At 69.4% G+C, this 13,549-nt stretch carries 5 protein-coding genes; all 5 read right to left on the reverse strand.

Features of this window, described 5'->3' with window-relative positions; translation table 11 throughout:
- Nucleotides 1-9 precede the first annotated feature (9 nt).
- Nucleotides 10-582, reverse strand: a complete 573-nt coding sequence (locus ACIRFL_RS05445; RefSeq protein ID WP_404024128.1) for an SMI1/KNR4 family protein — start codon at nucleotides 580-582, stop codon at nucleotides 10-12.
- Entirely contained in the window at nucleotides 579-9,185 is an 8,607-nt protein-coding gene (locus ACIRFL_RS05450; RefSeq protein WP_404024131.1) for a DNRLRE domain-containing protein, read from the reverse strand. The genes ACIRFL_RS05445 and ACIRFL_RS05450 overlap by 4 nt, the downstream gene beginning before the upstream one ends.
- A gap of 394 nt (nucleotides 9,186-9,579) precedes the next feature.
- Nucleotides 9,580-11,793 (reverse strand): xanthine dehydrogenase family protein molybdopterin-binding subunit, encoded by a 2,214-nt coding sequence (locus ACIRFL_RS05455; RefSeq protein ID WP_404024133.1) that lies wholly within the window; start codon nucleotides 11,791-11,793, stop codon nucleotides 9,580-9,582.
- The gene (locus ACIRFL_RS05460; RefSeq protein ID WP_404024135.1) at nucleotides 11,790-12,779 is read right to left on the reverse strand and encodes an FAD binding domain-containing protein; all 990 of its coding nucleotides are present in this window, start codon (nucleotides 12,777-12,779) and stop codon (nucleotides 11,790-11,792) included. The genes ACIRFL_RS05455 and ACIRFL_RS05460 overlap by 4 nt, the downstream gene beginning before the upstream one ends.
- Nucleotides 12,766-13,296 (reverse strand): (2Fe-2S)-binding protein, encoded by a 531-nt coding sequence (locus tag ACIRFL_RS05465; protein WP_404024137.1) that lies wholly within the window; start codon nucleotides 13,294-13,296, stop codon nucleotides 12,766-12,768. Before ACIRFL_RS05465 ends, ACIRFL_RS05460 begins: the two co-directional genes overlap by 14 nt.
- Between the last annotated feature and the right edge of the window lie 253 nt (nucleotides 13,297-13,549).

The following is a 13,549-nucleotide window of genomic DNA, read 5'->3' on the forward strand; positions in this document are numbered from 1 at the left end:
GGGACGCGGTCAGCCGTCCCGCTTCTCGAAGGCCACCTCGTCGACGCCCCACAGGAACAGGCCACCGAGGGGGCACTCGGGGAAGTCGGCCCGCAGCACCCGGACCAGGAACTCCACCATGCCGCAGTCGTAGCGGCTCCACAGCGAGCCGTTGCGCTCGTAGACCACGACCGGCCACTTCGCGGGATCCTCGCCCGAGGCATCCCAGCACAACATGTCGGCGGTGGCGTCGACACCCCAGTTGATCAGCACCGGAGAGGTGCCCTCCAGCTCGGGTGACTTGTCCTCGGTCTCCCAGTCGGCCTCGGCGTTCGCCGTCTCGATCACCATCCCGTCCCGCTCCGCCTCGGACAGCGCGACCTTGGGTTCGGGTCTGTTGATCGACAGGTACTTCTGCACCGCGCCGGCGCCGTAGACCTCCATGAAACGCCGGTAGTCCGGGGGGAACGGCCTGCCCCAGGACGCGGTCATGGCGTCCCAGTCGACCCTTGTACCGCCGTCGGCCGGCGGCGGCATGAGCCGCCGCAGGGCGTCCAGATCGGCCGGCTCACTCATCGGCACCTCGCCTTCGGTTCGTGTCATGGTGTGGCTCCTGTGGGCGCCGGTGCGCCGCTGCTGTCCCATTGCCTGCCCAGATTGTCTCCCGTGCTCAGCTCGTTGGGTATGAACACCTGGAAGTCGATGCCGACCGTGCCGTCGGGATTGACGCCGTACGCCGACATGTCGTACCCGGTCGGCACCGTCCGGCTGCCCTCGTAGCGCGGTGTCACGGTGTACATGACGTCCTGGCCGGACATCACCGCCTGGTACACCAGGTTCTCGTACGCCCGCATGTGCTCCTCGCCCTGTGTGGAGCCGATCTGTTTGGCGTTGGCGCCCCGGGCGCACGGGGAGAGGTTGGCCAGGACACCCTTGCCCGCGAGCTTGTTGCCGATGAGGTGACAGGCGTTGACGTTCTTCTGCGCGTCCAGGCCCTTGCTCGTGGCGAAGTCCTGCGCCCACCCGTATCCGGGCGGGTTCGAGCCCACGCCGGTGCCCTTGTTCTTCTTCAGGTAGTCCTTCGTCAGGCACGCCTCCGCCTCGGTGGCGCGGTTGCCGTTGGCCGCGTCCCTGTCCCCGTACTTGATCCAGCCGTCACCGCAACCGCCCCGGTTCTCGTCCTCGTCGGGGTCGGGCTGCGGCCGTGGGACGCGCCTCGGATCGGGTGCGGGTTCCTCGCTGGTGTCATCCCGCTCCCTGGTGCGTTCGTCGATCCGCTCCCTGACCTGGTCGACGACGTACTCGACGGCGGCGGCGACGGCGATGACCGCGACGGTGACCACCACCGCGGCGACGAGCACCGCGGCGACGACCGGGATCGCGAGGGCGAACCAGTGCCCGTCGATCTCGACGTTGCTGATCGGGTTGCCGCCGGTGAAGGCGTACCGGTTGCCGGTGAACGGGTCACTGCCCAGACCCATGTCGGCCAGGGCCCCGTTGTACATGTCCCGCGTGGTGAAGCGGTTCAGCCCCGGGTCGTAGTCCCGGAAGCCCATGTCGTAGGTGCCGGAGGCGGAGTCCCACCGTTTGGCGTTGTAACGGTAGGGGTTGTACTCCTCCTTGGTGGGATCGGCGGCGTCGGGCTTGTCGATGCCGGTGAACTCCGACTCGTCGTCGCTGCCGTAGGCCGTGTAGCCGTAGGTGGCCTTGGTGTTGCCGCTGTCGTCGGTCAGGGTCTCGACATCGGTGTGGCTGTTGTAGCCGTAGTACGCGTCCTCGGTCGTCCCGTTCTCGTTGTGCTTGACCTGCGACAGGCGCTGGCCCCACGGGCTGTACTGGTACGACTTGGTGAGCTTGCCGGCGACCTCCTCGGTCAGCACCTCCTGGGACAGGCCGAGGTAGCGGTACTCGGTGGTCTTGCCGTCCGCGGTCTTGGACGCGGTGCGGTCGAGCGGGTCGTAGGTGTACTTCGTGGACTTCATCGCGCCGCTCGCGTCCCGCTGCTGGGACTCGACGACATGGTCGAAACCGTCGTAGAGGTTGCGCGAGACGATCTGGCCGTCCTGGGACGTCGACTCCTGGCGGCCCAGCGGGTCATAGGCGAAGGAGGTGACGGAGCCCGCGGTGGTCGACGTCTGCAGCCGGTTGCGGTCGTAGCGGAAGTCCGTGGTGGTCCCGCCGATCGCCTGCTCGACGACGTTGGCGTTGTCGTCGTGGACGTAGGTCTCCGTGGTCGCGCCGTTTCCGGTTTTCACGGACTTGGCGATCCGGTCCACCGGGTCGTAGCCGTACTCGGTGGTGGATTCGAGATACGCCGAGTGGTCGTCGGCGTTCATCTTCTTCGCGATGTCCTTCGCCTTGTTGCCGTTGGCGTCGTAGGCGTAGGTGTGCGAGGCGACCAGGGTGCCGTCGGCCCGCTTCTCCTCGGTGCTCTTGACCGCACCGTCGGCGAAGTAGGTGTGGTCGACCGTGTTGCCGTTGTCCTTGGTCTGCCGCAGCACCTCACCGCGGTCGGTGTAGGTGTAGCCGGTGACCTTGGGATCGGCGTCCGTGGGCGATGTGCCCACCGAGACCGACTTGACCTTCTCCCTCAGGTCGTAGGTGTACTTCGAGTACTGGTCGGGATGGGTGATCGTCTCTGGCTGGTCGTTGGCGTCGTAGGAATAGGTGGTGGTCGTCCGCTCCTGGTCGGCCAGGGTCTCGGTGATCGCCGACACCCTGTTCAGCTCGGTGTAGGAGATCGCGTACTTGTCGGCCCGCGCGCCGGACGACAGGTCGTCGATCAGCGACAGGTTGTCGTTGAGGTCGTAGGAGTAGCGGAACTGGTGCTTCTCCGCGTCGACCTCGCCGGACAGGTCACGGACGAGCTTGACCCCGTCCGCCACGACCGTGCCGTCCGAGCTCTGGAAGAGTTCCAGCTTCGAGGTGTTCCCCTGGGTGAAGTCGTACGAGCCGAGGCTCACCCAGGCGCCCGCGCCGCTGGACTGGTCGACGGCCTTCTCGACGCTCCCGCCCGCATGGGTCAGCTTGTACCTGGCGCTTTTGCTGGCGCCGCTGACCTGCGGGAACTTCACGTAGGCGGTGTACTTCCCGTCCGCCGGGATATTCAGCGTCCAGGTGAACGAGTCCGTCCCGCCGCCGGCCGCGTGGGCCCGGTGGTCATACCCCAGCTGCCCCGTGACGCTGCCGGACGTCCAGGTGCCCGTGGCACTGGTGTGCTGGACGTCGGAGTTGTCGACGAGCGGGACCGCGGTGCCGACCGGCACGCCGTCGTCGGTCTTCTCCTTCAGCTTGCCGTTCGGGTAGTAGCTCCAGCCCATGGTGCGGCTGACGTCCCCGTCGGCCGAGGTGAGCGTGCGCGATGTCTGCAGGCCCAACTCGTTGTAGTCATAGCTGGTCTTGATGTCCCACGGGTCGGTCGAGGTCCTGGCCCACCCGTTGTCGTAGTAGGTCTGCACCGTGTCGTTGCGGACCGTCTGCCCCTGCGACGGCGGCAGCGAGGTCCTGACGACCCGGCCGGCCGCGTCGTAGACGGTCTCGGTGTAGACGTCGGGGTCGTTGTAGCGCGGGTCCGCCGGGTTGTACGGCAGGAACTGCTTGACCGGCCGGTTCAACGCGTCGTACTCGGTACGCGAGGCGAAGTCCTCCTCGTTCGCCGTCTCCGTGCCGCGTGGCGTGACGACCCGGGTCGCGTTGCCGACCTGGTCGTACTCGTACCGCGTGGTGCGGTGCACGGTGCCCGAGCCGGAGCCGTCGTGCGGCACCTGGACCTCGGTCTTCTTGCCCCGCTCGTCGTAGCTGGTCAGCGTGGTGTTGCCAGCGGGGTCCGTGTCGGAGACGACCAGCGCGTCCTTGTCGTAGCCGCGCCGTGTCACCTTGCCCAGCGGGTCGGTGACCGAGGTGACCCGGTGCTCCAGGTCGTAGGTCATCTTCGACGAGAAGTCGTCGGGGTCCGCCGTGCGGTTCTTCTTCGGGTCGACGACCTTGGTGTTGTTGCCCACCGAGTCGTACTCGTAGGAGATCTTCTCGCCGAGGGCGTTGACCACGGAGGTGAGCTGGTAGATCTCGTCGTAGTGCTGGGTGGTGGTGTAGTCGTCCGGGTCGTCGGGCGTGGCCACGCCCTTCGGCTCGGTCGTGGTCTTCAGATGCCCCGTCCTGTCGTAGGTGTAGACGGTCCTGCGCAGCGGTGCGGTCGGTGTGTCCCGCGGTGAGGTGGCCTCGGTGATCTGGTCGGCCGCGTCGTAGACCGCCGTGGACACCGCCCCGTTGGGTGCGACGGCCTTGGTGACGTTGTCGTTCGCGTCATAGTCCGGCGCCGGGGTGGTGATCAGCTCGTTCCTGGCCTGGTCCTTTGGGACCGTTCTGACCAGCGGCCGGCCGTAGGTGTCGTACGTCTGCGTGGTCCTGTGCCCCAGCGGGTCGACGACCTCGGTGACCTTGCCGCGCTCGTCGTGGACGTAGGAGGTGGTCTCCTCCAGCGCGTCGGTGATCTTCGCCGGATACCCGGTGGGACCGAACTCGCTGTTCCTGGTGGCGTGGCCGTTGGCGTCCGTCGCCTTGGCCAGCAGCCCGTACGCGTCGTACTCGTACCGGGTGGTGTAGTCGCCGTCGTCCGGGGTGGAGACGCCCTTCGGGTCGACGACCGTGGTCAGGTTGCCGAAGCCGTCGTATCCGAAGTTCCAGGTGCGGCCCTGCGGGGAGGTCTTGCGGAAGATGTCGGACGAGTAGCCGTCGAGCCGCTTGACGTACTCGTACCGGGTGCTGTTGACCGGGTACTTGCCGGGTGCGCAGTCGCTCCGCGGCGGAACCCCGCCCTGGTTCTGCTCCGCGGTCCGCTTCCACAGCGGGTAGCCGGTGAGCGGGTCGTAGCAGTACGCGGTCGCGGCTCCGTTGGCCTCCTCCATGTACGTGACGTTGTTGTCCGCGTCCCATGCCAGCTCGGTGGTCTGGTCCTTGGCGTTGGTGGACCGCACCGGGCGGCCGAAGTCGTCGGTCACATAGGTCGTGGCGTGGCCCTCGGCGTCGGTGACCTCGGTGGAGGTGTGGTCGGTGTTCGCCGGGTCGGGTGCGTAGGCGAAGCCCGTCGTGCCGCCGAGGCGGTCGGTCAGGGTCTGCGTCCACCAGTGGTACTTCGGGTCGTCGCCCTCACGCGGGTAGTAGTACGCCAGGCCGGTCGCGTGGTCGCGCGGGTCGGTGACCTTGACCAGCTTGACGTTCTTGGTGCCCTGTGTGGCGTCGTACTCGAAGCCGAACACCTTGGGCTGGGACGAGCCCGCGCCGTCGGTGATCCTGGTCAGCAGGCCCTTGTCGGAGTACTCGAAGGTCAGCCGGCGGCCGGAGATCTCCGTCACCGACCTGAGGTGGTCGATGATCTTCGGATTGGAGGAGTCGGCCTTCGTGTAGTAGGCGGCGGTCAGCGACTGCCGGCCCGCCGGGTCCGTGATGTACTTCAGGAACTTGGTGGGCTTGTTGTTGGACTTGCGTTCCTCGTACGTGAACGTCTGGGTGTTGCCGTTCTTGTCGATGCTCGACGTCAGATAGCCGTCGCAGCCGAACAGGAAGCGCGTGCCGTCCGGCTTGGTCAGCGTCCAGGCGTCCGGGACCGGGTCCTTGGCCGGGGTGCAGTCCAGGCCCGGCTTGGCCGAGAGCCGGAAGTGGACGCCCGCGGGGGCCTTCCAGGTGCCGTCGGCCTGTTTGCGGAAGACATGTGTCGTGCCGTCGCCGTCGGGCAGCCGGATCTGTGTCGGGTTCGGGTTGGGGTGGAAGTCCAGCGGCGCGCCGAGCCGGATCGGCCCGGCCGCCTGTACGGACCAGCCCGCACCGGCCACCGTGTCGGAGGTGTCGAGGGAGTTGTAGGCGAGGCGGAAGAACGTGTTGAGCCCGCGGCCCGGGTTGGAGAACGCGTTGTACTGCCAGACGGTGTTGCCGGCCGCGGTGTTGGTCATCAGGGACGAGCCCGCACCGGTGTTGACACCGTTGTAGGAGTAGAACTTCTCCAGGCCCAGCTGGTCGGACGTCGGGGACTCGACGGCGACGTTCTGCCGCAGCCCGGGGATGCCGTCCGCGCCGGAGACCCAGGTGTTCGCCTCGGTGTCCAGGACGTCCCAGACCAGCGCGTAGTCGGTGCGCTTGTTCCCCGAGTCCGCGTTGATCGGGGTCTTCACCTGCGCCTGGAGGGTGACCGAGTCACCCGGCAGCAGGTCGGCGGGCAGGGCCGTGCGGACCTGGTTGCCGCCGTTGGTGACATCGGTGCCGTCCGGCAGCTCCCATCGGTACGCCAGCACATGCCGGCCGGCCTGCCAGGTGTAGGTGGTGGTGTTGGTGAGGGTGAACTCGACCGTGCGGTCGGAGTTCGGGGTCATCCGCGCCGGGGTCTGCGGGGCGTAGTACGTCGAGTCCGTGGTGGAGTCGATGTACGTCACCGCGAGCCTGGGCCGCAGCCTCGGCTCCACGCCCTCGGTGGAGACGAAGATGCTGCGCTCCTGCACACCGGCCTCGTCCGCGAGCTTCACCATGACGCCGTGCCGGCTCGCCGGGTTCTTCACCCAGCCCTGCACCGTCGAGGTCACGTCCCAGGTCCGCGAGACGGGGTCGTTGGTGAAGTTGCCGTTGTCGGCGACCGCGGCGCCGGCGTCGCCGCCCGGCGTGGCCCACGAGGTGGCGGAGTCCGCCTTCTGCCAGGTGGCGGTCGACTCGTCGAAGTCCCGGGTCAGCGGCCGCAGTTCGTACCGGGCCCCGGAACCACCGGGGACGGTGGTGAAGGACCACATCTTCACCTCGGCGTCCACCACCCGGGCCGTGGACGGCACGCCGAGGGCCGGGAATCGGGCCAGGGCACGGCTGGTGCCGTAGGTGCCCGAGTTGTTGCCGACCATCACCCACGGGTGGGCGATGCCGCCGTCCGTGATGGTGTCGTGCGGCTGCGCCGGCTGGTTCGCGGTGAGCGTGGTGTCCTCGGACGCCTCCACCAGCCTGGTGACCCGGCCCGCCTTGGGCAGCCGGACCAACTGGGTGGGCGCCGGGATGATCTGGCCGTCACGTGTCTTGACCGCGACCATGTAGTAGTAGGCGCGGCCCAGGGGGTCCGCGTCGTCCGCGCGGGTCGGCACCGCGGAGGTGTCCGCGTACGACGTGGTCCCCGGGGCCACCGGAGCGACCAGGGTGGACTGCGACGGGGTGAAGTTCTGGAACACCGAGCGGTGCACCTGGTACTCGACGATGTCGTCGCCCAGGTTGCCGGACGGGTCCTGGTAGGCGGACCACTTCAGGTCCGCGCCGGTGGCGTGGATGGTGTCCGGGGCGGCCAGGTCCACGCCCTGCCGGCCGAACGTCAGCACCAGGCGCGGGGCGTTGATGTACTCACCGCCGTAGGCGTACTCGCTGCCCTCGTACCGGGGCCCGCCCTTGGGCCCGTTCGCGGACTCGTCACCGGCCTTGATGACGAAGCCGTTGTTGGGGTGAGTGCCGTTGATCCACTGCTGGACGGTCTTCGTCACCGGGAAGGAGTGCCAGACGTTGGACTGCCCCGACGCCTTGGTGACCACGCCGCCCTTCGTGAAGCGCACCGCGTCGGCGATCACCGCCGTGGAGGTGGACGCGGGCCCGTCACCCAGGACCACCCTGCCCAGGGTGCCCGCCTTGAACGGGTGGCTGCCGAGCGTCTTCCACACACCCGCCGAACCGGCCGACTGGTTCACGGTGTAGGTCTTGCTGCCGCCGTCGTAGGTGACGGTGTACGGCGCGTTGCCGGCGCGGTCCTCGGCGGGCACATAGTGCGCCTCCACCTGGTAGGTGCCGTCCTCGGGGAGGTTCGGCTGCCAGGTGTAGGTGTCGCCGGCGACACTGTCCTTGTTGTACAGGTAGTCCTTGTTGACCGCGTACTGGGTGTACGCGGTGTTCCCGGACGCGGGCCAGGAGCCCTTGGCCGCGGTGGTGCCGGTGTCTCCGTCGTCGACGGTCACGGACGTGCCGGACAGCTCTCCGGTGATGTCCTTGGCGCTGTTCCACGTCGCGCTGGACTCGCTCCACTCGGCGGTGGCGCGGTGCGCCTCCAGTTGCACCTCGTTGTCGCTGGTGGTGTGCGACTGGTCGAAGTACAGCCTGAGGTCGGCGGAATCCAGCTCGGTGCCGGAGGGGATGCCCGTGATGGGGAACCGCAGCAGGGCCCGTGAGCTGCCCGTGCTGGTGTTGCCGACCGAGAGCCGCCAACTGCTGTCGTAGTTCGCCCCCGGATCGTCCGAGGAGATCATCACGTCCTGTGCCTGGGACGCCGTCGGCACGATGGAGATCGTCGGGTCGATCGTGACCGGATACTGCCGGCCGGGGGCGGCCAGCCACTTCGCGTCCGGGGTGACGGTCACCTTCCAGGTTCTGCCGTCACGGTGGAGCCGCTGGTCGACCAAGGTGCTGTAGGCACTGCCGTAAGGGGACTCGGCGTCCTTGCCCGCGTCCGTCATGAAGGCGGGCGGAAGCTCAAGGACGGGGGAGTCGCCGTCGCCGTACAGGCGTATGGAGCCGTCCTTGCCGGCTTTGGGCGCGAGCCCGCCCGTGTCGAGGGTGAACGTGAACGACACCGGCCTTGCGGGTCGTTCGCGCAGGACGATGTTCTCCTTCACCCGGCCGGGACCCACCTCGTACACCAGGTCGGCGTTCTTGCCCTTGACCGCGTCCCGGTAGGTGACGGAGTTGCCCTCGGCCTTCGGCGCCAGTTCGGCGGCGCCCTCCAGACCGAGGGTGACGACCTGGCCCGTGGTGGTCTCGAACCGCACCAGCCGCCGCGGGTCCGAGCCGAAGTAACTGCGGCCCGTGTTACTGGTGTTGGCGAAGGCGTAATCGGCCTTCTCGGCCTTCTCGACGGTCGCGTCGATGGTCTTCCAGCCCTTGCCCGACCGGTAGGCGGTCGGCACGGCCGACACCTCGGCCTGCACCCGCCCGTCGGACATCCGCCAGTAACGGGCGTACGGCGTGCGCCGGGCGGCCAGTTCGGCGACGCGTTGCGCCTTGGGCGCCTTGGCCCCCCGGGGGAGCTTCTCACGGCTCGGAAGGGTCGGTTCACCGCCGGTCTTCGGCTCCTTGGGCCGGTGGCTTCGGCCGTCGGAGAACCAGGACTTGACGGTGTCGGCGATCGACGTGCCGCCGTCCTCACCGGACGCCGGCGCCGCATGCGCGACCTGGGGTAAAGCGGTACTCGCGACCGCGGCTACCACCAGGCAGGACAACACCCTGCCTGTTCTGGATTTCACCATCGGTTCCCTGTCTGTCGTGGCCTGAAGTGCCGTCAAAGGCCCTTTCGACATGCACGGGCGAAGCCAGCACAGGAAAGGGCGCCGACGTTCTAGTCAGGACGGACAGACAGAGTCAAGCGCCGCGACATACAGGGGAATTGGCGCGAGGTGACAGCAAATCAGGTCACATGCTGCAACGACAGGAAGACATCACGACTTGACTTGCGTGATGTCGACGGCCGGGGCTTTCGGATCCCGGGCTGTCCTGAATTCGACGCTCCCGGTATACGCGCCGTGCGCCGGCGCGGAATCGACTACGACCCTCGGTGCCCGCGCCGGGCACACCGGTCCCGCGACCGGGCCGGAACGGGTGGGGTCACAGGAGGGCGTCCAGCGTGATCGGGAGGTCGCGGACGCGCTTTCCGGTCGCGTGGTACACGGCGTTGGCGATCGCCGGCGCGATACCCACCAGGCCGACCTCGCCGACACCCTTGGTGCCGGTCGGGGTGGCGCGATCGGGCTCACCGACGAAGACGACGTCCAGGTCCGGGACATCGGCGTTGACCGCGACCAGGTAGTCGCCGAACGTGCCGTTGGCGATGCGCCCGGTGCGCGGGTCGGTGACCGTGTCCTCGAACAGGGCCATGCCGATGCCGCCGACCGTCCCTCCGATGATCTGGCTGCGCGCCGTCTTCTCGTTGAGGATGCGGCCGCCGTCGATCACGGACACCACCCGCGCGACCCGGATGAGACCGAGATCCGCGTCGACCCGGACCTCCACGAACTTCGCTCCGTACGCGCCGGCGAGGGACATGCCCAGCTCGCCGTCGACCGGCGGTTTGCTGTGTCCGTGCGCGGTCAGCTCCGACAGCCCGTGCCGGGCGAGGATGTCCACGTACGACTCCCCGAGGTCCGCACGTCCCGCGAGGTGGATGCCCCCACCGCCGCACTCCACATCGGCCGGGCGGACACCCCGCAGGGGCGAGGCGGCGTCGCCCGAGGCGAGTTCGGCGAAGGAGCGCACCAGCCGGCGGCACGCGTCGTGCACGGCGTTGCCCAGCGCGCCGGTCAGTCCGGAACCGCCCGCCATCGGCGAGTCGGGCATGTCGGAGTCGCCCAGGTCGAAGCGGACCGTGTCCAGGGGCAGGCCCAGTTCCCCGGCGGCCAGCTGGGCCATCACCGTGTAGGTACCGGTGCCGATGTCGGTCGCCGCGCTGCGTACCAGGGCGCTGCCGTCGCCGCGGACGGTGGCCTGCGCGGCGCAGGGCTGCGCGAAATGGGGGAAGAGCGCGCCGGCCATGCCGTAGCCGACGAGCCAGTCGCCGTCGCGCATGGAGCGCGGCTCGGGGTTCCGCTCGTACCAGCCGAAGCGCCGTGCGCCGACCTCGTAGCACTCGAGGAGCGCCTTGCCCGACCACGGCAGCCCGTTGCGCGGATCGACGTCGGTATGGTTGCGCACCCGCAGCTCCAGCGGGTCCGTGCCCAGCAGACAGGCCAGTTCGTCGAGCGCCGACTCCAGCGCGAAGTTGCCCTGCGCCTCGGCCGGGGCGCGCATCGACGTCGGGACAGCGATGTTGATCCGGGCCTGCCGGTCCCGGGTGGTGACATGGGGGCACCGGTAGGCGAAGGCGGTCGCCGCGGCGAAGGGCTCGTAGTCGCTGTCCTCCATGCTCAGGGAGGACAGGCTGCGGTGGTCGAGGGCGACCAGCTCGCCGTCGCGCCGGGCGCCGATCCGCAGCCACTGCACCCCGCTGGGCCGGTGCCCGACGGAGGTGAACATCTGCGGCCTGGTCAGGACCAGCTTGACCGGACGCTTGAGCACCCGGGCCGCCATGGCGGTCAGGATCACATGCGGCCACGCGCGCAGACCGGCTCCGAAACCCCCGCCCACATGGGGCACCAGGACCCGCACCGAACTCTCGGGGATGCCGAAGGCCATCGCCAGGCTTGCGCGCACCATCGACGGCCACTGGCTGGTGTCGTGCACGGTGAGGGTGTCGCCCTCCCACGCGGCCAGGGTGGCGAACAGCCCGAGCGGGTTGTTGGTGTTGTCCGCCGTGGTGTACGTGGCCCGCAGGGTCACGTCGGCGGACTCCAGCGCCGCGCCGGTGTCGCCACGCGAGGTGTCCGTACCCCACGGGTCGGTGAGCTGTTCGGCCCGCGGGTCCCGGAGGTCCAGCAGCGGCTCGGTGGCCTCGTAGTCGGCCCGTACCAGGCGTGCCGCCGCGCCGGCCTGCTCCGGGGTGTCGGCCACCACGAAGGCGATGTGCTGCCCGTGGTGGCGGATCCGGTCGTCCCGCAGCGGGGCGGGCGGCGACGCCCCGAGCACCGTCACCGGTCCCGTCCCCACCCGTGGCGCGTTCTCGTGGGTGAGGACGCCGATCACTCCGGGGGCACGCTCGGCGGCCTCGGTGTGCATGCGGACGATCCGGCCCGCGGCGACGGTGCTCTGCACCAGGGCGCCGTATGCCTGGCCGGGCACGCTGAAGTCCATCGGGTACGGGGCGGTGCCGGTGACCTTGCGCGGGCCGTCGACCCGGTTGACGCCCGCGCCGACCAGCGGCTTCCTCCTGCTCTCGACGGTGCTCATGCGGTCACTCCCGAAACTGACTGCAACGCGCGCACCAGGGTGCGCCGGGCGAGCGGCACCTTGAACGCCGTGCCCGGGACGGTCCAGGCGTCGCGCAGCGTCGCCTCGGCGGCCTCCCGGAACGTGGCCGTCGTGGCGGGCGCGCCGGTCAGCACGTGTTCGGCCTCGTGGGCCCGCCACGGTTTCGTGCCCACACCCCCGAGGCCGACCCGGGCCGCGGCGACCACTGCGTCCTCCACGACGAGCAGCACCGCGGCCGAGGCGAGGGCGAACTCGTACGACGCGCGGTCGCGGACCTTGAGGTAGCCCGACCGGGCGGACGGCGGCGGCAGCGGGATCTCCACCTCGGTGATCAGCTCGGCGTGCTCCAGGACGTTCTCGCGCTCAGGGCTGTCGTCGGCGGTCAGGTAGAACTCCGTCAGCGGCACGGTGCGGTCCCGTGAGGGGCCCTGGATGTGCACGAGGGCGTCGAGGGCCACCAGGGCGACGGCGAGGTCGGAGGCGTGCAGCGCGATGCACCGCTCGCTCGCGCCGAGCACCGCGTGCATGCGTGCCGCGCCCCGCACCGCGGCGCAGCCGGAACCCGGCGCGCGTTTGTTGCATTCGGTGACGGTGGGGTCGCGGAAGTAGCGGCAGCGTGTGCGCTGCAGCAGATTGCCCCCGATGGTGGCCATGTTCCGCAGCTGCACCGAAGCGCCCCGCAGCAGGGACTCGCGCACCAGGGGCAGCCGTGCGGCGACCGTGACGTCGGCGGCCAGCTCCTCCATGGTGGTCAGGGCCCCCACATGGAGGGCGGCGCCGCGGCGTTCGACGCCGTGCAGCGGGAGGCGGGTGATGTCGATCAGCCGCGGCGGCTCCAGGACCCCGTCCTTCATCAGGTCCAGCTGCGTGGTGCCGCCCGCCAGGCAGGACGCCGCCGGGTCCTGCGCCAGCAACCGCACCGCCTCACGGGTGTCGGTGGCCCGGACGTAGTCAAAGGTCCGCATCCTGGCCTCCTCGGGACGCCGCCTCGCGTATCGCCGCCACGATGTTGGGATAGGCGCCGCACCGGCACAGATTGCCGCTCATGAACTCCCGGATCTCCGCGTCGGAGCCGGCCCGGCCCTCGGCGATCAGCGCCACCGCGGACATGATCTGGCCCGGCGTGCAGAAGCCGCACTGGAACCCGTCGTGCTCCATGAACGCCCGCTGCACCGGATGTGTCCCCTCGGCGCCCGAGACACCCTCGATGGTGGTGACGGCGCGGCCCTCGGCCTGGGCGGCGAGGGTCAGACAGGCCAGCACCCGCCTGCCGTCCAGATGGACGGTGCACGCGCCGCAGGCCCCCTGGTCACAGCCCTTCTTCGTGCCCACGAGGCCCAGCCGGTCACGCAGCGCGTCCAGCAAGGTGACCCGGGTGTCCAGACGCAGGGTGTGCGGGCGGCCGTTCACGGTGAGTGTCACGACCCGCTCGCAGATCACAGGACGCTCGTCCACGTCCCGCCTGCTCGCCATGTCCGTCATCGCGTCCTCCTCCGGACGGGTGAGGGCACGGGACTCACGCCGCTCCCGGGACGGACCCAGCGAAGGCAGGGATACGCCAATGCGGCATTTTGCCCATGTTTGTCCACTATAAGGGGGGTTCATCGTGAAGGCCCCACGCAAGCCGGCCGCCGTGACATGCCCGGAAGGCGGAGGGTGTCTCGCCGCCGCGGAGCGGGTCCCGCCCGGCGGACGGGTCGCCGAGGCCGCGGGACAGCTATGTGACGTGCTTCAC

Origin of the sequence: Streptomyces sp. NPDC102462 (assembly GCF_044765425.1) — a bacterium.
GTDB lineage: Bacteria > Actinomycetota > Actinomycetes > Streptomycetales > Streptomycetaceae > Streptomyces.

Bases quoted from the DNA above. Each gene is read 5' to 3' on its own strand.
- ACIRFL_RS05445 (WP_404024128.1), bottom strand. From the start codon at position 582: ATGACACGAACCGAAGGCGAGGTGCCGATGAGTGAGCCGGCCGATCTG.
- ACIRFL_RS05455 (WP_404024133.1), bottom strand. From the start codon at position 11,793: ATGAGCACCGTCGAGAGCAGGAGGAAGCCGCTGGTCGGCGCGGGCGTC.
- ACIRFL_RS05460 (WP_404024135.1), bottom strand. From the start codon at position 12,779: ATGCGGACCTTTGACTACGTCCGGGCCACCGACACCCGTGAGGCGGTG.
- ACIRFL_RS05465 (WP_404024137.1), bottom strand. From the start codon at position 13,296: ATGACGGACATGGCGAGCAGGCGGGACGTGGACGAGCGTCCTGTGATC.